The following is a 20,687-nucleotide window of genomic DNA, read 5'->3' on the forward strand; positions in this document are numbered from 1 at the left end:
TGGGCAGTTGACAAACTCCTGCGGACAGCATCGCGCTCTGGTATGAGGCCTCGTACGACAGACCGATAACCGTTCGGCCGGATGCGACGGGACTGGTCGCGGGTCGATCGATGCTGGTCAGAAGCGGTCGCGCGAGCGTTCGGGGCGCAGGGGTGTGAAGGGAGGTGCGAGCGGGACCAAGTGCGCCCCCGAGCGCGCCCCCGACTCCGGAAGGACCTCGGGGGTACCTTCAGCCCTCCGGCCAGAACATCACGCTGAGTAGCGGAACGCGGGTGTTGGCACCCTTCACACGCGAGGCGCCGGGGCCGACGCCCGCAGTTGTTCGATCACGTCGTCCAGGTGCGCCGCCACCGCACGTGCCGCCGCCTCCGGGTCGGCACCGGCGACCGCGTCGATGATCGCGAGGTGCTGGGGCAGGGACTGTGCGGGGCGTCCGGGGCGCAGGGCGAGGCGGAACTGGAAGCGGACCATCGGGCCGTTCAGCCGCTCCAGCTGACGGCGCGCCACCTCCTGCCCGCTGGCCTCGATGACGAGTTCGTGGAGCCGCTGGTTGAGGGCGGAGTACGCGTGCCAGGCGCCGTCGGCGACGGCCTGCCGCATGTCGGCGCCGATCCGCCGCAGTTCCGCGCGCTGTTCCTCGCTCGCCCCACCGGCCGCCTTCCGCGCACACAGCTGCTCCAGCGCCGACCGGCACTCGGTGATCTGCACGGCCTCCTCCACGGACACTGCGCGGATTCGGGCGCCGCGGCGGGGGACGATCTCGACGATGTCCTCGGCCGCGAGGTCCTGCAGCGCCTCCCGGACGGCGCCGCGCGTGGCGCCGTAGACCTCCGTCACCTCACTGTCCTTCGTGGGCATGTTCATCGGCGCGGTCGTGGCCGGCGGGCTGGCCGACCGGCTGGGCCGCAAACGGACGCTGACCCTGACCACCCTGTGGTTCACGGTGTGGTCGTTCGCCTGCGTGTTCGCCTGGGACATCTGGTCCCTCGGCGTGTTCCGCGTGCTGACGTCGGCGGGCCTGTCCGCGATGACGGTCGTCGCCGTCGTCTACATCAGCGAGCTGTTCCCCAGCGCCAAGCGCGGCAAGTTCCAGGCGTACGCCATCGTCATCGGCATCTGCGGCACGCCCGTCACCAACCTGATCGCCTCCGCGGTGGTGCCGATGTCGGACTGGTCCTGGCGGCTGGTCTACCTCTGGGGGTCGCTGGGCGCGCTGTTCCTGTTCTTCGTGCGGCGGCTCGAGGAGTCCCCGCGGTGGCTGGAGTCGCGCGGCCGGCACGACGAGGCGGAGGCGGTGCTGACCCGCATCGAGGCTCAGGTGACGGCCGAGCACGGGCCGCTGCCCGAGCCGCAGCTGCCGACGCCGGCGGGGCCCTCGGTCAAGCCGGGCCTGGGCATGCTGAAGGACAGGAAGTTCCTGTACCCGACGATCCTGCTGTCGGTCCTGTGGATCACCCAGACCATCGGCTTCTTCGGCTACTCCAGCTGGGCGCCGACCCTGCTGGCCGCGGAGGGCGTCAGCGTCGAGGACTCGATCTTCTACGTGGCGCTGACGACCGTGGGCGCGCCGCTCGGCTCGTTCCTCGCGGCGATGGTCACCGACCGCTTCGAACGCAAGTGGTGCCTGGTGGTGTTCGGCCTGGTCATCGCCGCGTCCGGCCTGCCCTACGGCCTGACGTTCACGCCGGTGCTGATCGTCGTCTTCGGCTTCCTGGTCAATCTGTTCGAGCGCGGCTACACGGCCCTGGCGTACGCCTACGCCCCCGAGTTGTACGGCACCGAGGGCCGCTCCCTGGGCACGAGCATCGCCTACGGCCTGGGCCGGCTGTCCAACGCGGTGGGCCCGCTGATGATCGCCGGCGTCTACAACGGCATCGGCTACCAGGCGGTGTTCATGGTGATCGCGGGCACGTGGACGCTGGGCGCGCTGGTCCTGGCGGTCTTCGGCCCGGCCACCCGCCGGCGTCGGCTGGCGGAGGCAGCGGCGGCGGCCGGGACGGGGGCGAAGTCGGTGACGGCGACGCGGTAAGTACGGGTGATCGCGTGCGGCGGGCGGACGGACGGGGGCCTCCGTCAGCCCGCCGCGTCACCACACCAGACGGGCGACTCTCCCCCGCCCGACTCGTCACCGACCGAGCGGGTCAGCGGTCGCCCGCGAGGTCGAGGTCGCCACTGAGGGTCTCCTCGCTCCGCGACGGGCCGCCGGTCTTCCATGAGCGCGGGACGGGCCGGGTGAGCGGCCGCCACCAGCGCTCGGTGGGCAGTTCGCCGCCCGGCTCGAAGGGGGCGCCCGGACGCGGGAAGGCGACCGCCTGGCCCACCGCCGCCGCGGCGTCCGTCATCCACTCCCCCGGCTCCGCCCACGGATGCGGGGCGAGGTTGAAGGTGCCCCAGTGGATCGGCATCAGCACGCCGCCCGGGTCGCCACCCTGAGGTCGAGGTGGGAGCGGACGCCTTCCTCGGGGGTCATGTGGATGTCCGGCCAGAAGGTGTTCTCAACTCTGCGGCATAACATTAGAGTTGGTCTGACGAGTTGCTGTTCAGATGGACACCATGTCCAACGGCAGGTGGTGCACTGCGCTCCTTGAGGACTGGCCCCCGGACTCGCCCTCTGGAGGCAGTTCACAACCCGTGCCGGTCAAGAAGGGTCATCAGCTTGCGCCTCCGCTTCAGCTCCGCCCTCAGGTCGGCGAGTTGGGCGGTGAACTCGGCCTCGGTGCCCATCGCCTGGTGACAGTCACGGGCCTTGAGCAGTAGCTGCGCCATACGCTCGTACACGCGGTCCCCAGTCGGCTCCTTCAGCGGTTCGATCAACCGCAAGTACACCGCGAGTGCGTCGGCCGGGCGCCTCTCGCGCGAGAGGTCGGCGAGCCACTGCCATTGCCGATCGTCGGCACGGCCGACCGCCTCCCGCCAGGCGGCATCCAGATCGCCGTCATCCAGCAGCGCGTCCAGCAGCACGGGGCCGCGGTACCCAGCGCCGCGGTCCCGGCACGCGTCCTCGCCCAAGACGGACAGCGCCGCCTCCCGCGTACTCTCCCAGCAGCCTGCGGTCCGGGCTGCGGCGCGCAGCTGCTGGTAGGCAACGAGCGAGCGCTCCACTCGGAAGCGGTCGTGGCGGACCGCGACCGTCTCGGCTGTCCGGCCTGCCTGCGTGTAGCGGGTGCACACATAGTCGGCCAGGCGGCCGTCGACGTGGGCCTCGGCGGCGGTGTCCCGCAACCCGCGCTCCGCCCACGCCAGCGCCTCGTCCGCGCGGCCCGCCGCCTCCAGTTCCTCGGCGATGCGCAGATGCGTGGCGCCGGACGGCACCAGGTCCTTCGCGTACAGGGCGACCAGCGCGTCCACATCACCTTCCGCCTTGACCAGGCGCTCCATCAGGTACCGCTCCGCCCAGCCGTTCGGCCTGCGCCGCCGCGCCTCGGCCGCCAGTTGCCGCATACGGGCCAGTCCGGTCGGCCCCAGGACGTCGGCGTAGTCGAGCGGGTCGAGGTCCGCCGCGTCGTTCCAGTCGCCGAGCGCCTGGCCGACGAGCCACTCGGCCAGCCGGTCCGGGTCAGGGCGCGCGACCGAGCACGCTTCCAGATGGGCCTCGGACACTGCTCCGACGGCCTGCCCGACCACCCCGTCGGAGTCATCGACCTCCTCGTACGCCCGCCCGAGCGCCCGGATCGCCTCTTCCGCCAGACCGACCGCCTGCGCCGCCAGCCCCCTTGAGGCCAGGGCACGCAGCGCGTCGGCCGCTTCCTCGACCTGCCGGGCGTACCTGGCGGCGTCCGCGTACTCGACGTATCCGTACCGGGCGAAGGGCCGCGGGTCGATCAGCACCAGGATCCGATCCCGGACCGCGCCCGTGTCCGAGTGCGCGGCCGCGGCCCGCAGCTCCAGACGCCGACGCAGCTCCCGGTCCTCCCCGATCTGTTCTCGCACCAGTGCAAGCAGTTGGTCACGGGACAGCGCCGTGAGCCACGCCTCCAGGCGGGAGGCCCGTGCCCGGGCGGCGGCCCGCTGACGCGGGATCGCCTCCGACTGCCGCAGCACGGTCAGCCCCACCGCCACGCAGTGCTTGCAGAAGTTGCCCTCCTGCCCGTATGGGCAGTCGCACCACCCGGAGACTCCGATGCCGTCACGGAGGGTGAGCTCCACTTCGTAGACGTCGGTGCCGTGCACCGTGGCGGTGACCGAGCCGTCGCCCACCTCCAGGCCACTCACCGCATCCAGATACCCCAGCCCGCGATCGAAGGACCGAACCCCGGCCAGGGCCCGCAGATCCTCCTCGCCGAATCCCACTACGTGCCGTGCCACACCGGTATTCAACCCTCCCGCCGAGTGCTGGGTGCGAGATCCGGCGACCTGCCCCAGTAACAGCGCCGTGCTACAAAGTGGCACCTGATAGCACATGAGGGCTACCGTGGAGCCATGACCGCCCAGCCCGAGATCACCCAGCGCGACCTGCGCACCAAATCCAAAGAGATCATGGACGCCGTCCAAGACGGCCAGGCCTTCACCGTCACCCGCGACGGGCACCGCATCGGTGAGCTGATCCCCCTGCGCCGTCGCCGCCGCTTCGTCCCGCGCGGGGAGTTCGCCGCCATGTCCCGCACCGCCCCCGACATCTCCCTGGACGCCTTGCGCGCAGACCAGGACGCCACCGCCGAGCAGGAGCCGGACGACCCCTATGCCCGATGAGCACCGGCCCACCGCGTATCAGCAGGGCCTTCTCGACACCAACATCATGATCCTGCGCAAGTGGATCAATCCGCAGGAGCTGCCCGCCGAGGTGGCCATCACCGCCATCACCCTCGCGGAACTCTCCGCCGGCCCCCACCAGGTGCGCAGCAACGCCGAGCAGGACGACTACGACGAATACGCCGAACGCGCCCGCCGCACCGACATCCTCCAGCGCGCCGAGAACGAGTTCGACCCCATCCCCTTCGACGCGGAAGCCGCCCGCATCTACGGCCGCGTCTGCGCCGCCGTCATCAGTGTCGGCCGCACGCCCCGGCGCCGCATCGCCGACCTGCTGATCGCCTCCATCGCCATCGCGGAAGACCTGCCCCTGTTCACCACCAACCCGGACGACTTCAAGGGCTTGGACGGCCTGCTCACCGTCGTCCCCGTCACCCGCCCGAAGGTGCTGCACGACCGGTAGGCCACCGCCGCACAACCGCTCACGCCTTCCGCGAACCGGGGTGGTCTGTGCGCCTGGCCTCCCAGACCTCAGCGCGGAGCCGCCCCCGGGATGGCACGTCCATGCCCCGCCCCGCTCTCGGACCCAGCCCGTACCAGCAGCGCAGGTCCCGTTCTCAAGGCCTAGGCACCGGATGTCCCTGTGCCAGCGGTGCATGCCATCTCACTGCGCAACAGGCCCCCTGCTCGCAAGTCCGGAACCCTGTGGGCTCTACGCGCTCGGAACGATGCGCGTCGTGATCTTCAGCCTCGTCACGTAGACCGCGGTTGGCAAAGGTACGCGCAGCTGCGGCACCTCCTGCTCCTCCATCCGAGGCGGTCCATCGATCGTTCGAAGGGCCTGCTGCCGCTCCGACTCGTTCATCGAGGCCAGGACATCAGCGACCCACTTCAGTTCGTCCACGGTCAGCCCTCGCCCACAAGGTCGAGGTCGTCACGAGACGCCACCGAAGCAATCTCCGGAATAGGCCATTTGCGACTCAGCGCCGGAGACACATCCCGCCACCAAGGACGCGTCGGCAGATCTCCACCAGGCTCGAAAGGCTGGCCTGGGACAGGCAGGGCGACCGCCTGCCCGACCGCACCAGCCGCGGCCAGCACCCACTCCACCGGCTCCGCCCACGGGTGCAACGAGAGATTGAACGTGCCCCAGTGAATCGGCAGCATGACACCGCCCGGTCGGCCCTGCTGCAGGTCAAGATGGCTCTGGACCCCCTGCGAGGGGTTCATGTGGATGTCCGGCTACGCTCCGGGCAGCGGCGTAGAATCGGTGTGGTTCTTGGGCCAGAAGTCCGAGTACGCGCCGACCTGGATCATCGTCGCGTCGAACGGGCCGTGCTCGGCGCCGATGTCGCGGAAGCCCTCGAAGTAGCCCGTGTCGCCGCTGTGGTAGATCCGGTGCTCCTCGCCGGCGACTACCCAGGAGGCCCAGAGGGTGTGCTGGGGGTTGCGCAAGCCCCGGCCGCAGAAGTGGCGGGCCGGGGTGGCGGTCAGGGTGAGACCGCCGATCCGCGTCGTCTCCTGCCAGTCCAGTTCGCGCAGCCGGCCCTCGGACACGCCCCAGCGCTCCAGGTGCGCGCCCACGCCGAGGGGCACGGCGAACAAGGTGTCCGTGCCGGCCAGTGCCTTGATCGTCGGCAGGTCCAGGTGGTCGTAGTGGTCGTGGGAGATCACGACGACATCGACCGGGCCGAGCGCCGCCAGCGGCAGGGGCGCGGGGTGCAGCCGCTTGGGTCCGGCGAAGGGGAACGGCGAGCAGCGCTCTCCCCACACGGGGTCGAACAGCACCCGCTGCCCGTCGATCTCCGCGAGCACGCTGGAGTGGCCCATCCACGTCAGGCGCAGCCCGGTCGCCGGCGGGCGGTTCAGGTCGGCGAGGGTGGTGGGATGGACCGGGATCGTGCCCTGCGGGGCGCGGAGGGAGCGGGAGTCCTTGTCCAGGAACTGCTTGGCCATGTCCCATCCCGACCCGGAGGGACGCGTACGGGCCTGCCCGCCCGGGTTCTGGAACACGCCGTTCGCGAAGTGCGGGGACCTGCGGATCCGCGCCAGGCGCTCACCGGCCGGCTCCGCGCCGAAGGCCGGCAGCCGCAGGGCGGTCAGCCTCGCCCGGGGGGCGGAAGAAGCGGCCACGGTACCTCCAGATGAAGTCGATCGGAGTGTCCATTATGTGCGGTGGCTCCGCGGACGGGGGCAGTTGTGGAAACAGCCCCCGCGCCCCCAAAGGGGCGCGGGCAACTGCGCGACCAGCCACCCGTACACGCCCCCGCGCGCCAAGCCCCACGCGGACCTCAAGACGCCGCGAGCGCAGCACCCCAAAAGGGGCGCGGGGAACTGCGCGACCAGCCACGCACCACCCACACACGCCCCGCGCGCCCAGCACCCCGCGAACCGCGCCTCACGCCACCTTCGCGATCCGCGACCGGATGTCCTCCGGGGACAGCGTCCCCTTCGCCGTGACGTGGTCGCCCGACGACTCCCCCCGCAGGCGGCGGCCGATCCACGGGACCAGATACTCCCGCGCCCAGTGGACGTCGTCCCGCCGGATCTCCAACGTGCCGCGAGGCGGCAGCGGCGGCCACGGCTGCTCCGGGTCCGCGGGCACCTTCAGGCCGAGGGCGAGGCCCGCGCGCAGCGCGACGCGGGTGTGGCCCTCGGGCGAGAGGTGCAGCCGGTCGGCGTCCCAGGCCCTGCGGTCCTGGACGCTCTTGAGGGACCACAGGTCCAGCACCGTGCAGCCGTAGCGGTCGGCGATGGCCCGTACGTGCCCGTTGTACGTGGCGATCTTGCCGCGCAGATGCCTGAGCACGGGGACGCCGCGGGTGTCGAACCCGGTCGTCACCAGGACCGTGCCGCACACGGCGGTGAGGGCGGCGATCGCCTGCTCGAAGCGCTCGGCGACCTCGTCCGGGTCGGTGCCCGGACGGAGGATGTCGTTGCCGCCCGCGCAGAACGAGACCAGGTCGGGGGCGAGTTCGACCGCCACCGGGAGCTGGTCCGCCATGATCTGGTCCAGCAGCTTTCCGCGCACCGCGAGATTGGTGTACTCGAAGTCCCCCTCGGGCCGGCGGTCGGCGAGAAGCACGGCGAACCGGTCGGCCCAGCCGACGAACGCCCCGTCGGGGCCGGGGTCACCCACGCCCTCGGTGAAGCTGTCCCCCACCGCCACGTACGACCCGATCACTCTTCTGCTGTCATTCTTCGAATCGTCTGCCACGGCAGATCATGATTCACCGTGGAATGTGACCTACGCGACCGTAGGCGAGCGTTGACGTGCGGTGAGATAAGCCACTCTCAGAATGTCGCCCGGTCCGGAATACACCGGAGGCCGGACCCGTGGATGGGGTCCGGCCTTCGGTGCGCGTGTCAGGAAGGTTGCCGCAGGGGGTCAGATGGAGACGCCCTTGGAGCGGAGGTAGGAGAGCGGGTCCACGTCCGAGCCGTAGTTCGGGGTGGTGCGGATCTCGAAGTGCAGGTGCGGGCCGGTCGAGTTGCCGGTGGAGCCGGAGAGACCGACCTGCTGGCCGGCGCTCACGGTCTGGCCGGCCGAGACCGACAGCGAGGACAGGTGGGCGTACTGGGCGTAGTGGCCGTCGCTGAGCTGGATGACGACCTGGTTGCCGTACGCGCCGGCCCAGCCCGCGGAGACGACCGTGCCGGAGCCGACGGCCTTCAGGGAGGTGCCGGTCGGGACGCTGAAGTCGACACCGGTGTGGTAGCCGCTGGACCACATGCCGCCGGCCACCTTGTAGGCGGTGCCGATGCCGCCGCCGGGCACCGGGGAGCTGTAACCGGAGGCGGCCGGGGAGGACGGCTGCGGCTGCTCGGCCGGCTGCTGCGCCGGCTGCTCGGCGGGCTTCTCGGCCTTCGCCGCGGCAGGCTTCGGAGACGCCGGCGCAGTGGACTTCTTCGGCGTGGCCTTGGCGGCCTCACCGTCGATGGTGAGCTTCAGACCGGGGTGGATGAGTGCCGGGTCGTCGCCGACGGCCTCGCGGTTGTCCGCGTAGAGCTGCTTCCAGCCGCCGTCGACGTTCTCCGTCTCCGCGATCTTCGCCAGGTAGTCGCCGGCCTTCACGGTGTACGTGCGGACCTGGTCGCTCTTTTCGGCGGTGGCCTCGTGGCCGCCGGCGGAAAGGGACTGGACGGCCTTTTCGGGGGCCGCCTGCGGCGTGGCGGCGTTCGCGCCGGTGGCGCCGAGAAGCGGCAGGGCGAGTGCGGCGCCACCGGTTCCGGCGACGGCGATGGAGCGGGTGAAACGCTGAGCCTTGGGACGGCGGTGCTTACCCTTCGCGGGCATGACGAATTCCTCTCCGGCGCCTGCGAGGTGAGCTGTCGGGTTCGGACTGGAGATGTCCGGCCGCGATATCACGCGACTTAACCCCAAGCCGTTCCGGAGACCGGAACAGGCAGTCTTACCTGTGGGTCCCCCGCTCCTGCCGTACACGGGTCAGTGTGTGCGGGCTCCGGGCGGCGGCAGGATTAGGCGTCCGTCCGGATCGGTCGTGAACGTAAGCGACCCGGATGCGACGGGACAAGCGGCAGTTCGCCGCGAAGGTGCTTTTTCCGTGATCCACAGGAGGAATTGACGTCACCGAGCGTCAATCGTGATGCAGAGGGCCCACGAATTCCCTTGTTATTGCGCTTGATTACGTGAGCATGGCGATAACACATCGTCACGGATATGACGCTGCTCACGCACCCCACTCCCATTTCTCCTGCTTTGGTGGCATGTTATAGCGAAGCGACCTAATCGGACACAACGCCTCAATCATGCGATCACAGGCATGCGCATCCTGGGCGCCTGGGCGGCCGGGCCACGCCTGTGGAGAACTCATTGCCCCAGGCAGGCATGTCGTATCGTCAGGTGATGCCCGCCGACGAGCAGCGGCGGCGGCGCCGAGTGGGAGGAGTCCCCGTGACGCAGCAGATCCCGTCGACCGAACCCGAGCTGGCCGGAGTACGCAACTTCCGCGACGTGGGCGGACTGCCGACCGTGGACGGTCGGCGGGTGCGGCACGGGGTGCTGTTCCGCAGCGGTCACCTGGCCCATGCGACCGCCGAGGACGCCGTCTTCCTGTCCTCGCTCGGGCTGCACACGATCTTCGACTTCCGCAACGCGGCGGACCAGAAGCTGGAGGGGCCGGACGTCGAACTGCCGGGCGTGCGCAATCTGAACCTGCCGCTCAGCGACCCGGCCGACGGCGCCGAGTTCTGGAAGATGGTCCGCGACGGCGACCTGGACCAGCTGCGCTCGGTCCTCGCGGACGGCAAGGGCGCGGACCGGATGATCACCTCCTACCGGATGATCATCACGGAGCGCACCGCCGAGCACGCCCAGGTGCTGCGCTCGCTCGCCGAGGACAGCGTCCCCGTGCTGATGCACTGCGCGGCGGGCAAGGACCGTGCGGGACTGTCCGTGGCGGTGACGCTGCTCGCGCTGGGCGTCGAGCGGGACGCGATCGTCGACGACTACCTCAAGTCCAACGCCAAGCACCGCCGTTACAAGGTGCACCGCAGCGGCAGCTCCGCCTCGGCCTACTCCTCCGAGGTCATGGAGCTGCTCAGCCCGCTGTTCGACGCCCGGGCGGAGTACCTGTCGGCCGCCTTCGAGACGGTGGAGGAGACCTGGGGCGGGGTCGACGCCTATCTGGAGCAGGGGCTCGGCCTCACCCCCGGGGCCCGGGAGCGGCTGCGCGAGCGCATGCTCGACTGAGGCGGGCACCCGCCCCGGCGTCTACTTCTTGGGGGCTATCTCGAACAGGAAGTAGATGAAGGCCGCGAAGAGGTGCCCCACCACCACGTAGATGAACAGCCGCACCCACAGGGCCCGTGGGAACTTCTCCTCCATGTCCTTACCAGTCATGTCGCTTCTCCGTGGATCGGGCCCAGGCACAGCGCGGCCGTGGGACTCTGCAGCAGGGTGTGGACGAACAGCAGTTCGACCCCGTCGGGGTCGGCTGCGGCAATACGGTGCGGGGTCAGCGAGTCGAAGTGCGCGCTGTCGCCCGGGGCGAGCCGGTGCAGGACGTCCCCCAGGCGCAGCAGCAGCCGGCCCTTGAGGACGTACAGCCACTCCTCGCCGGGATGGACGCGCACGATGTCGCCCTGGGAGCCGTGCGGCACATGGACCCGCAGGGCCTGCATGCCGCGCCCCGGCGCCCCGGCCGGCCAGTACGTCCAGCCGCCCGCCGCGGTGGGTTCCATGTCGGCGGCGCGGACCACGGCGTCCCGTTCGGTGGCCGCCTCGCCGAGCAGCTCGGAGACCGTCGTACCGTAGATCCGGGCGAGGGACAGCAGCATCGGCAGCGAGGGCTGCCGCTGCCCGGTCTCCAGCCGGGAGAGATGCGCCGGTGACAGACCGGCGTCGCGGGCGGCGGCCTCGAGGGTCAGGGAGGCCCGTCGCCGCAGGGCGCGCAGTTGGGGCGCGACCGCGGGAAGGCCACCGGCAGGCCCGGTCGGCGGCTCGGCGTCGGAGGAGCTCATGCCCCCATTGAGCCGGAAATTTGCCCGTGGGGCAATTTTCTTGCCTCACAGGCAAACGGCCGGATGTCCTCCGGTCAGCGGATGGCCACCGCCTGCTTCACCAGCGTCCTGCCGAACTCCCACATCAGACCGCCATCATGGGCGTCGTCCATGACCGCGCGGAAGGCGCGCACGAACCGGTCCACGTCCTCCTCGTCGATGACGAGCGGCGGGATCAGTTTGATCACCTCCATGTGATCGCCGGAGACCTGGGTGAGGATCCGGTGCCGTTGCAGCAGCGGTACGACCACCATCTGCGCGAAGAGCCCCTTGCGGGCCGCCTGGAGCATGGTCCAGCGGGAGCGCAGCTTCAGCGACCGGGGCCGGCCGAACTCGATGCCGATCATCAGGCCCCGGCCGCGGACGTCGGCGAGCAGCTCGTACTGGTCGGTGAGCGCGGCCAGCCGGGTCCGCAGCAGCTCGCCGGTGGTGCGGACGTTCGCGATGATCTGCTCGTCCTCCATGACCGACAGCACCGCGAGGCCCGCCGCCATGGCCTGGGCGTTGGACCCGAAGCTGGCCGAGTGGACCAGCACCCGGTCCATCGACGAGAAGACCTTCTTGAAGATCCAGTCCTTGCCGATGGTGGCGCCCACCGGCACATAGCCGCCGGAGAGCGCCTTGGCCACGCACACCAGGTCCGGCTCCACGCCCTCCTCGTGCTGGTAGGCGTAGAAGTCGCCGGTCCGGCCCAGTCCGGTCTGCACCTCGTCGGCGATCAGCAGCGCCTTGTGCCGGTGCAGCAGCTCCTGGGCGGCCCGCAGATAGCCGGGCGGTGCCACGTGGACGCCCTTGCCCTGGATCGGCTCCACGATCAGCGCGGCGACGTCCTTCTTGCGCAGCTCCCGCTCCAGGGCGTCCAGGTCGCCGAGCGGGACGGCCGTGTCGGGCAGCAGCGGGGTGAACCCGTCCTTGAAGCCGGACTCGCCGTTGACGGAGAGGGAGCCAGCGGTCAGGCCGTGGAAGGCGTGCTCGCAGTAGAGGACGCGCGGCCTGCCGGTCGCGTACCGGGCGAACTTCAGGGCGCCCTCGACCGCCTCCGTGCCGCTGTTGCCGAAGAACACCCGGTCCAGGTGGGGGGTGTGCGCGAGCAGCTTCTCGGCCAGCAGTCCGGGCAGCGGCTGGCAGTCGAAGCGGGTGAGGTCGGCGAGCTGGGCGTCCAGGACGTCGTGCAGCGCCTTGCGGACCACGGGGTGATGGCGGCCCAGGCCCATCACCCCGAACCCGGCGAGCATGTCCAGGTAGTCGTTGCCGTCGGCGTCCCAGAAGTGGGCGCCCTCGGCGCGCTCGTAGACCTTGTCGAAGCCGAGGGTGTGCAGCATGCGCGGGAGCTGGTGGTTGAGGTACCGGCTGTGCAGCTCGTAGCGCTCGGCCCCGCGCTCGGCCAGCAGCGCGCCGAGGTCGAACTTCCCGGCTCTTGACGACTCCGACGCCGACTCCGCGGTGGTCATGGCTGGTGCTCCTGTGCGTCCTGTGGCTGTTTCGCGAGTTCTTCCCCGACGGCGAGGCTCGCGCTGATCCGCCCGGCGACCTCGACGGGCGTGAGGCCGATGTCGGCGAGCACCTCACCGCGCTTGGCGTGCGCGAGGAACTGCTCCGGGATGCCGAACCGGCGTACGGGCACGTCGACCTCGGCGTCGCCCAGTGCCAGCGCCACCGCGGAACCCACCCCGGCGGCCCGGCTGTTGTCCTCGACGACGGCCACCATGCGGTGGCCGGCAGCCAGCGGCGGGAGGGCCGGGTCGACGGGTTTGACCCACCGGGGGTCGACCACCGTGCACCCGATACCGCGGGCTTCCAGCAGTTCGGCGGCCCCCAGACAGACCGGCGCCATCACGCCGACGGCCACCAGCAGCACCTCCGGCGCGTCCGCACGGTGCAGCACGTCCATGCCGCCGATCCGGTGCAGCGCCGGGATCACCGGGCCCACCGACTCCTTCGGGAAGCGGAGCAGGGTGGGCGCGTCGTCGACGCAGACCGCCTCGCGCAGCTGGGCGCGCAGCTGGGCGGCGTCGCGGGGCGCGGCGATGCGCAGGCCGGGGACGACCTGGAGGACGGACAGGTCCCACATGCCGTTGTGCGAGGGTCCGTCGGCCCCGGTGACGCCGGCCCGGTCCAGGACGAAGGTCACCCCGCAGCGGTGCAGCGCCACGTCCATCAGCAGCTGGTCGAAGGCGCGGTTGAGGAAGGTGGCGTAGACGGCGACGACCGGGTGCAGGCCGCCCGTCGCCAGGCCCGCCGCGGACACGGCGGCGTGCTGTTCGGCGATGCCGACGTCCCACACCCGGTCGGGGAACCGCTCGGCGAAGGCACCGAGGCCGACCGGATGCAGCATGGCGGCGGTGATCGCCACCACGTCCTCGCGCTCCTCCCCGATCCGGACGATCTCCTCGCCGAAGACGGAGGTCCAGGACGGTCCGCCGGACGGTGTGAGGGGCGCGCAGGTGAGCGGGTCCATCACGCCGACGGTGTGGAAGTGGTCCTCCTGGTCGGCGAGGGCGGGTTCGTAGCCGCGGCCCTTCTCGGTCAGGCAGTGGACCAGGACGGGTCCGTGGAAGCGTTTGGCGCGGCGCAGCGCGGATTCCACGGCGCCGATGTCGTGGCCGTCGATCGGGCCGACGTACTTCAGTCCCAGGTCCTCGAAGAGGCCCTGCGGGGCGAAGGCGTCCTTGAAGCCCTTCTTCGCGCCGTGCAGTGCCTCGTAGACGGTGGAGCCGACCACGGGCGTGCGCTGGAGCACGTCCTTGCCCCAGGCCAGCACGCGTTCGTAGCCGTCCGTGGTGCGCAGGGTCGCGAGATGGTTGGCGAGCCCGCCGATGGTCGGGGCGTAGGAGCGTTCGTTGTCGTTGACGACGATGATCAGCGGGCGGTCCTTGGCGGCGGCGATGTTGTTCAGCGCCTCCCAGGCCATTCCGCCGGTGAGCGCGCCGTCGCCGATCACCGCCACGACATGGCCCTTCTCCCCCTGGACCTGGCGGGCCTTGGCGAGCCCGTCGGCCCAGCCGAGGGCCGTGGAGGCGTGGCTGTTCTCGATGACGTCGTGCTCGGACTCCTCGCGGGAGGGGTAGCCGGACAGGCCGCCCTTGCCGCGCAGCTTGGAGAAGTCCTGACGTCCAGTCAGCAGTTTGTGGACGTAGCTCTGGTGGCCGGTGTCCCACAGGATGCGGTCCACGGGCGACTCGAAGACCCGGTGCAGGGCGAGGGTCAGTTCCACCACCCCCAGGTTGGGTCCGAGATGACCGCCGGTCCTGGCCACCGCCTGCACCAGGAACTCCCTGATCTCGTGGGACAGTTCGCCGAGTTCCTCCTTGGACAGCGCCTTCAGGTCGCGTGGTTGCCGGATGCTCTCCAGGATCGTCACGCTCGGGCCCCCTTCGGATTCCGTGCTCTTCAGCTCACGGTGACGGCCGGCTCCCCCGACGCGGCGCCGTCCTTCTCCATCTGCTCGGCGATCTTCATCGCCTCTTCGATCAGCGTCTCGACGATCTTCGACTCGGGGACGGTCTTGATGACCTTGCCCTTGACGAAGATCTGGCCCTTGCCGTTGCCCGATGCGACCCCCAGGTCGGCTTCGCGGGCCTCGCCCGGGCCGTTCACCACACAGCCCATGACGGCGACCCGCAGCGGCACCTCCATGCCGTCCAGCCCGGCGGTGACCTCGTCGGCCAGCTTGTACACATCGACCTGGGCGCGCCCGCAGGACGGGCAGGAGACGATCTCCAGCCGCCGCTCCCTGAGCCCGAGCGACTGCAGGATCTGGATGCCGACCTTGACCTCCTCGGCCGGCGGCGCGGACAGCGACACCCGGATGGTGTCGCCGATGCCCTCGCTGAGCAGCGCCCCGAAAGCGACCGCCGACTTGATGGTGCCCTGGAAGGCGGGGCCGGCCTCGGTGACGCCGAGGTGCAGCGGGTAGTCGCAGCGCTCGGCGAGCTGCCGGTAGGCGTTGATCATGACCACGGGATCGTTGTGCTTCACGGAGATCTTGATGTCCCGGAAGCCGTGCTCCTCGAAGAGGGACGCCTCCCACAGGGCGGACTCGACGAGCGCCTCCGGAGTGGCCCTGCCGTACTTCTGGAGCAGCCGCCGGTCCAGCGAGCCGGCGTTGACCCCGATCCGGATGGGGGTGCCGTGGTCCTGCGCGGCCCGCGCGATCTCCTTGACCCGGTCGTCGAACTGCTTGATGTTGCCCGGGTTCACCCGGACGGCGGCACATCCGGCCTCGATGGCCGCGAACACGTACTTGGGCTGGAAGTGGATGTCCGCGATCACCGGGATCTGGGACTTGCGGGCGATGGTCGCGAGGGCGTCCGCGTCGTCCTGCGTGGGGCAGGCGACCCGGACGATCTGGCAGCCGGACGCGGTGAGCTCGGCGATCTGCTGCAGTGTCGCGCCGATGTCGGACGTACGGGTCGTCGTCATCGACTGCACGGACACCGGGGCGCCGCCACCGACCGCCACCGGTCCTACCTGGATCCGCCGCGACGCGCGCCGCTCGGCGAGCGACGGTGCGGGCACCTCGGGCATCCCCAGCGAGACAGCGGTCATGGCGTCACCCCCGGTTTCCGGAGACGGTCCCACGCAGGGCGCGCAGCGACTCCTTCAGGGAGCCCATGGTGGCGAGGACGGCGGTGGGCTCGTAGCCGCAGTGCGCCATGCAGTTGGCGCAGCGCGGGTCCTTGCCGCGGCCGTACCGGTCCCAGTCGGTCTCCTCGATCAGCTCCCGGTAGGTCGGGACGTATCCGTCGCTCATCAGGTAGCAGGGGCGCTGCCAGCCGAAGAGCGAGTAGTTCGGGATCGCCCACGCGGTGCACGGGAAGTCGACCTTGCCCTCCAGGAAGTCCAGGAACAGCGGGGAGTGGTTCAGCCGCCAGCGGTTGCGGTTGCCGCCCGCGAAGGCCTTCTTGAACAGCTCCCGGGTCTGTTCCACGCCGAGGAAGTGCTCCTGGTCGGGGGCCTTCTCGTAGGCGTAGGCGGGCGAGATCATCATCTCGTCGACCTTGAGGTCGTCGTTGAGGTAGTTGAGCACCTCCACGACGGTCTGCGGGGTGTCGGTGTTGAAGAAGGTCGAGTTGGTGGTCACCCGGAAGCCGCGCCGCTTGGCCTCCTTGATGGCCTCCACGGCCTCGTCGAACACGCCCTCCTTCGCCACCGACTCGTCGTGCCGCTCCCGCAGCCCGTCGATGTGCACCGCGAAGGCGAAGTAGGGGGAGGGCCTGAACCGGTCCATCTTCTTGCGCATCAGCAGGGCGTTGGTGCACAGGAAGACGTACTTGCGCCGGGCCACCAGCTGGCGCACGATCTCGTCGATCTGGGGGTGCATCAGGGGCTCGCCGCCCGCGATGGACACCATGGGCGCCCCGGACTCCAGTACGGCGCCCACGGCCTGGGCGACGGGCATCCGCTGCTTGAGCACCCCGGCCGGGTGCTGGATCTTGCCACACCCCTCGCACTTGAGGTTGCAGGCGAAGAGCGGCTCCAGTTCGACGATGAGCGGGAACTTGTCCCGCCTGCGGAGCTTCTGTTCGGCCAAGTATGTAGCGACCTTGATGGACTGACGCAGCGGCATGGCCATCTGGCTCACCTCCTGGGGAGCAGCAAGGAACGGTGCCATTCATAGAAAGCCGGAAGTACGAGGCGAAGGACACGGAAAGCCGATATTCCACCGCGGACCGTGCCGATGCGGACGAGTTCGTGTTCTGGAGCGTCCACCACCACCCGGACGGCCGCAACCGGGCGCTCGCCCGCCCGGACGGCGCTCAGGAGCGTGGCCGCCGATTCCATGTCCGCCGCGATCGCGCCGGTCGCGAGCAGATCGGACCGTTCCTGGCCGCGGACGACGTGGTCGGAGCCGGTGAGCGCACCGGTGTGGACGGTGCGCCCGGGAAGGATGCGCACCAGCTCCTTCACCAGCCGTGCGGTCCCGACGCAGGGGACGCTGCCGCGCGGGTCCCGGGTCTCCTCGGCCACCACCAGGTCGCCGGGGTGCATGCCGGGGGCGAGGCCGGCGCAGAAGCCCGTGGCCAGGACGGCCGCCCCGCTCAGGGCCGGGCCGGCGAGCACCCGGGTGACGGACCGCTCGGCCGCCGCCGGCCCCATGCCCGTACGCAGCACGGTGACCGGCCCGCCCGGACTGCCGCGCTCACGCCTGCGCAGGGCGAACTGCTCGATGCCGAGCGCGCAGGCGATCAGCAGCGGTGCCGGGGCGGGCCGGGAGCTCATCAGGTTCCCTTCGCCTCGGCAAGGGCCTGCTCCGCACCGGTCCGCGCCGGGACCGGCTGCTTCGTGAACGGCTCCCCGTGCACATACCGGCCGAGCGCGGTGAGCGGGAAGACCTGCCGGTAGAGGTGGTAGTTGATGGAGAAGTCCCAGGGGAAGCCGGTGCCGGTGAAGTAGGGCTCGTCCCAGGAGCCGTCCTCGCGCTGGGTGGCGGCCAGCCACCGGATGCCCCGTTCGACGGCCTGGGAGTCCCGCTCCCCGGCCGCCAGCAGCGCCATCAGCGCCCAGGCCGTCTGCGAGGCGGTGGAGGCCCCCCGGCCGCTCCACTCCCGTACATAGCGGTAGGAGCGCAGGTCCTCGCCCCAGCCGCCGTCGTCGTTCTGCACCTTCTCCAGCCAGGCCACGGCCCGCCGGATCGCCGGGTGCGAGGTGGGGATCCCGGCAGCGGCCAGCGCGGGGACGACGGAGCCGGTGCCGTACAGGTAGTTGACACCCCAGCGCCCGAACCAGGAACCGTCGGGCTCCTGTTCTGCGAGCAGCCACTGGATGCCGCGGCGGGTGCGCGGGTCGTGGGCGAGGCCCTCGACGGCGAGCATCTCCACGACATGCGCGGTGACATCGGCCGACGGCGGGTCGATGACCTCGCCGAAGTCGCAGAACGGCAGCCGGTTGGGGAACCGGCTGGTGTTGTCCACGTCGAAGGCGCCCCAGGCGCCGTTCTTCGACTGCATGCCGAGGTTCCAGCGCACCCCGCGTCCGACGGCGTTGTCCAGCCGCTCGGGGTCGTGGTGCTTCACCCGGCGCAGCGCGAGGACCACCTCGGCGGTGTCGTCGATGTCCGGGTAGTTGTCGTTGTGGAACTCGAACGCCCAGCCTCCGGGCGGGAGATGGGGTCTGCGGACGGACCAGTCGCCGGGCCGCACGATCTGCTCGCCGAGCATCCAGTCGGCGGCCTTGACCAGTTGCGGATGGTCCGTGGGCAGACCCGCGTCGGCGAGCGCGATCGTGGCGAGGCAGGTGTCCCACACCGGGGACTGGCAGGCCTCGATCATGCGGGCCCCGTCCTCGCGCCGGACGGCGAACCGGTCCAGCGACTCCAGGCCGGCCCGCATCACCGGATGGTTCAGGTCGTAGCCGAGCAGATGCAGCGCGATGAGCGAGTACACGGCCGGGGGCTGGATGCCGCCCCAGCAGCCGTCGTTCTCCTGCCGCTCGATGATCCAGCGGGCGGCGGTGTTCATGGCCGCTCGGCGCAGCCGGCGCGGCACCGCCCGGCGCAGGGTGTGCAGGGCCTTGTCCAGCCGCTGGAAGGCGCCGTCCCAGGTGTTGGGCGGGGCGAGGGGCCGGGGAGGGTTGGGCGTGCTCGGGTCGGTGTGCAGTTCGTCCAGCGGGAACGGGGCCGGGCGCACCGGCCGGAGGGCGGAGACGATCGTCAGCGGCACGATGGTCTGCCGGGCCCAGCATCCGAAGTCGTAGATGTTGAGCGGGAGCCAGGAGGGAAACCAGATGAGCTCGGGCGGGAGCTCGGGCAGGTCCTCCCACGTCCACCAGCCGAACAGGGCCAGCCAGATCCGGGTGAAGACCCGGGAGGAGGCGATGCCGCCCCGCTCTCGGATCCAGGCGGAGGCTCTGGCCAGGTGCGGGGCGTCCGGCGGGTCGCCGGCCAGTCGCAGGGCGACGTACGCCTCGATGGTGGCGGACAGGTCGCCGGGGCCGCCGTAGAAGGTGGCCCAGGTGCCGTCCTCGCGCTGCTCCCCGCGGATGAACAGGGCGGCGGCGCGGGTGGTGTCCTCGTCGAGAATGCCGAGGAACTGACGCAGGAGCAGGTCCTCGGCGTCCATCGTGACGTTGGTCTCGAGGTCGCCCTTCCACCAGCCCTGGTCGTCCTGCCGCGACAGCAGGAAGTCGGTGGCGCGCCGCATGGCGCCGGCGGCGATGTCGGGAACCCCGGCCGCCTCGGGGATGTCGGTGTCGTTGTCGCTGGCCGCGGTCACGCGGGGCGGCAGGGCCGCCCCGGTGCTTCCGTCGGTCGTCGCTGTCATGGCTTCCCCTTCGTGCAGTCCTGCGAGTAGTGCGTCTGCTGTGGGTCCGCCGTCGGCCGGTGCCGTTCTCCCCTGGGCGCCGGCCGGCGACTACGCGAGGGCTATTCGACCGATAGTGATCATCTCTTTCGTACGACGACGAAGTCCGCGAGCGCCGTGAACTGCTCCCGCACCGGGTCGGGCATGTCCACCTCGTCGAGGGCCTCGATGGCGATGGTGTGCTGACGGCGTGCCTCGCCGGCGGTCCACTCACGGCCGCCGGCCTCCTCGATGAGGGCGGCACGGGCCGCGAACTCCTCCTCGGAGAAGTTCGCGAAGTCGCTGCTCCTGGCGTCGGCCGCGAGGAGCTCGCCGAGCCGCCGGGCGGCGGGGCCGTCCGCGGCGAGCGCGGCCACGACCGGGAGGGACTTCTTGCGCTGGCGCAGGTCGCTCCAGGTCTGCTTGCCGGTGGCCTCCGGGTCGCCCCAGATGCCGAGGAGGTCGTCGACGGCCTGGAAGGCGAGGCCGAGGTGGTAGCCGTAGGTCTCCAGCGCGTCGGCGGTGCGGTCGTCCGCGCCGCCGAGCACCGCGCCGATGGAGCTGGCGCAGGCGAGCAGGGCGCCGGTCTTGTTGCCCTCCATCTCCAGGCACTCCGCCACGCTGACGCGGTCGCGGTGCTCGTAGGAGATGTCCTGGGCCTGGCCGTCGATGAGCGCCCGGCTGGCGGTGGCGAGGCGGCGGGCGGCGCGGCCCGCCTCCACAGTGCCGAGCTCCAGCAGCACCTCGCCCGCCAGAGCGAACAGGGCGTCGCCGACCAGGATGGCCTGGGCGGGGCCGTGCACCTTCCAGACGGTGTCGCGGTGCCGGCGCTGTTCGTCGCCGTCCATCAGGTCGTCGTGCAGCAGTGAGAAGTTGTGGACCAGTTCGACGGCGACCGCTCCCGGGACACCGGTGGCCGGGTCGGCGCCCGTGACCTCGGCGGACAGCAGCGCGAGGGCGGGGCGCACGGCCTTGCCGCCGTCGCCGTCCGCGGGCCGGCCCTGGGCGTCGATCCAGCCGAAGTGGTAGGCGGCGACCGTGTCCATGGGAGGTGCCAGGCGGTCGACGGCCGCCCGCAGTACCGGTGTGGCCAGGGTCCGGCCGCGCTCCAGGAGCGCGGACACGTCCACCGCGGTCCTTCGAGCGGCCTGCGAGGCCGGGGGCACAGTGGGCACAGTCTCTCCTCTTGTCGCGGTA

The 20,687-nt window shown here is 70.9% G+C and carries 17 protein-coding genes, 3 pseudogenes and 1 riboswitch; of the genes and pseudogenes, 4 read left to right on the plus strand and 16 right to left on the minus strand.

All coding sequences use genetic code 11. The annotated features are described in order from the left end of the window. Positions 1–285 precede the first annotated feature (285 nt). A complete protein-coding gene (locus AB0L56_RS25395) occupies positions 286–864 on the minus strand; it encodes a GntR family transcriptional regulator (RefSeq protein WP_365426817.1) in 579 nt (192 codons plus the stop codon). On the opposite strand from AB0L56_RS25395, the pseudogene AB0L56_RS25400 reads away from it, so the two are divergent. After that, positions 833–2,029 (plus strand): annotated as a pseudogene (locus tag AB0L56_RS25400) (MFS transporter); the annotation flags it as partial. The gene AB0L56_RS25395 and the pseudogene AB0L56_RS25400 overlap by 32 nt on opposite strands. A gap of 112 nt (positions 2,030–2,141) precedes the next feature. Here AB0L56_RS25400 and AB0L56_RS25405 read toward each other — a convergent pair. Both AB0L56_RS25405 and AB0L56_RS25410 read right to left on the minus strand, forming a co-directional pair. Then, a pseudogene (locus AB0L56_RS25405) lies at positions 2,142–2,488 on the minus strand (MBL fold metallo-hydrolase); the annotation flags it as partial. A gap of 134 nt (positions 2,489–2,622) precedes the next feature. After that, entirely contained in the window at positions 2,623–4,305 is a 1,683-nt protein-coding gene (locus AB0L56_RS25410) for a DUF6880 family protein (RefSeq protein WP_365426819.1), read from the minus strand. Between the two features lie 114 nt (positions 4,306–4,419). Between AB0L56_RS25410 and AB0L56_RS25415 the strand changes: the two genes are divergently transcribed. Continuing rightward, positions 4,420–4,689, plus strand: coding sequence for a type II toxin-antitoxin system prevent-host-death family antitoxin (locus AB0L56_RS25415; RefSeq protein WP_361027948.1), 270 nt, complete (start codon positions 4,420–4,422; stop codon positions 4,687–4,689). Continuing rightward, positions 4,679–5,152 carry a type II toxin-antitoxin system VapC family toxin gene (locus AB0L56_RS25420; protein WP_361027945.1) on the plus strand — a complete coding sequence of 158 codons (474 nt, stop codon included), beginning with the start codon at positions 4,679–4,681 and terminating at the stop codon, positions 5,150–5,152. Before AB0L56_RS25415 ends, AB0L56_RS25420 begins: the two co-directional genes overlap by 11 nt. A 249-nt stretch (positions 5,153–5,401) precedes the next feature. Here the strand turns inward: AB0L56_RS25420 and AB0L56_RS25425 are convergent, their stop codons facing one another. The 4 genes and pseudogenes from AB0L56_RS25425 to AB0L56_RS25440 form a co-directional block, all read right to left on the minus strand. Continuing rightward, on the minus strand, positions 5,402–5,593 hold the full coding sequence (locus AB0L56_RS25425) for a hypothetical protein (RefSeq protein WP_365426824.1): 192 nt from the start codon (positions 5,591–5,593) through the stop codon (positions 5,402–5,404). A gap of 2 nt (positions 5,594–5,595) precedes the next feature. Continuing rightward, positions 5,596–6,822: pseudogene (locus AB0L56_RS25430) on the minus strand (MBL fold metallo-hydrolase). Positions 6,823–7,087: 265 nt separating this feature from the next. Then, positions 7,088–7,873, minus strand: coding sequence for an SGNH/GDSL hydrolase family protein (locus tag AB0L56_RS25435; protein ID WP_365426951.1), 786 nt, complete (start codon positions 7,871–7,873; stop codon positions 7,088–7,090). A 204-nt stretch (positions 7,874–8,077) separates the two neighbouring features. Further along, a complete protein-coding gene (locus AB0L56_RS25440) occupies positions 8,078–8,986 on the minus strand; it encodes a peptidoglycan DD-metalloendopeptidase family protein (RefSeq protein ID WP_365426827.1) in 909 nt (302 codons plus the stop codon). A gap of 4 nt (positions 8,987–8,990) precedes the next feature. Further along, a riboswitch (cyclic di-AMP (ydaO/yuaA leader) is annotated at positions 8,991–9,152 on the minus strand. Between the two features lie 452 nt (positions 9,153–9,604). Here AB0L56_RS25440 and AB0L56_RS25445 point away from each other — a divergent pair. Next, complete coding sequence (locus AB0L56_RS25445; RefSeq protein WP_365426830.1) at positions 9,605–10,402, plus strand: tyrosine-protein phosphatase; 798 nt, start codon at positions 9,605–9,607, stop codon at positions 10,400–10,402. A 21-nt stretch (positions 10,403–10,423) separates the two neighbouring features. Here the strand turns inward: AB0L56_RS25445 and AB0L56_RS25450 are convergent, their stop codons facing one another. The 9 genes from AB0L56_RS25450 to AB0L56_RS25490 form a co-directional block, all read right to left on the minus strand. After that, positions 10,424–10,552 (minus strand): DUF6126 family protein, encoded by a 129-nt coding sequence (locus AB0L56_RS25450; RefSeq protein ID WP_361027934.1) that lies wholly within the window; start codon positions 10,550–10,552, stop codon positions 10,424–10,426. Next, positions 10,549–11,172, minus strand: a complete 624-nt coding sequence (locus AB0L56_RS25455; RefSeq protein ID WP_361027931.1) for an XRE family transcriptional regulator — start codon at positions 11,170–11,172, stop codon at positions 10,549–10,551. The genes AB0L56_RS25450 and AB0L56_RS25455 overlap by 4 nt, the downstream gene beginning before the upstream one ends. Before the next feature lie 74 nt (positions 11,173–11,246). Further along, positions 11,247–12,662 carry an aspartate aminotransferase family protein gene (locus tag AB0L56_RS25460; RefSeq protein WP_361027928.1) on the minus strand — a complete coding sequence of 472 codons (1,416 nt, stop codon included), beginning with the start codon at positions 12,660–12,662 and terminating at the stop codon, positions 11,247–11,249. Continuing rightward, positions 12,659–14,572 (minus strand): 1-deoxy-D-xylulose-5-phosphate synthase, encoded by a 1,914-nt coding sequence (gene dxs / locus AB0L56_RS25465; protein ID WP_365426835.1) that lies wholly within the window; start codon positions 14,570–14,572, stop codon positions 12,659–12,661. The genes AB0L56_RS25460 and dxs overlap by 4 nt, the downstream gene beginning before the upstream one ends. Positions 14,573–14,601: 29 nt before the next feature. After that, positions 14,602–15,759 carry a flavodoxin-dependent (E)-4-hydroxy-3-methylbut-2-enyl-diphosphate synthase gene (gene ispG / locus AB0L56_RS25470; RefSeq protein WP_361027922.1) on the minus strand — a complete coding sequence of 386 codons (1,158 nt, stop codon included), beginning with the start codon at positions 15,757–15,759 and terminating at the stop codon, positions 14,602–14,604. 4 nt (positions 15,760–15,763) lie between these two features. Beyond that, positions 15,764–16,786: an adenosyl-hopene transferase HpnH gene (gene hpnH / locus AB0L56_RS25475; RefSeq protein ID WP_361027918.1), complete on the minus strand. Its 1,023-nt coding sequence runs from the start codon at positions 16,784–16,786 to the stop codon at positions 15,764–15,766. 5 nt (positions 16,787–16,791) lie between these two features. Further along, positions 16,792–17,433, minus strand: coding sequence for a 1-hydroxy-2-methyl-2-butenyl 4-diphosphate reductase (locus AB0L56_RS25480; RefSeq protein WP_365426840.1), 642 nt, complete (start codon positions 17,431–17,433; stop codon positions 16,792–16,794). Further along, positions 17,433–19,472, minus strand: coding sequence for a squalene--hopene cyclase (gene shc, locus AB0L56_RS25485; protein ID WP_361027912.1), 2,040 nt, complete (start codon positions 19,470–19,472; stop codon positions 17,433–17,435). Before shc ends, AB0L56_RS25480 begins: the two co-directional genes overlap by 1 nt. Before the next feature lie 119 nt (positions 19,473–19,591). Continuing rightward, positions 19,592–20,665 carry a polyprenyl synthetase family protein gene (locus AB0L56_RS25490; RefSeq protein ID WP_361027909.1) on the minus strand — a complete coding sequence of 358 codons (1,074 nt, stop codon included), beginning with the start codon at positions 20,663–20,665 and terminating at the stop codon, positions 19,592–19,594. Positions 20,666–20,687: the final 22 nt, after the last annotated feature.

Source organism: Streptomyces sp. NPDC052079 (assembly GCF_040680275.1).
Lineage (GTDB): Bacteria > Actinomycetota > Actinomycetes > Streptomycetales > Streptomycetaceae > Streptomyces.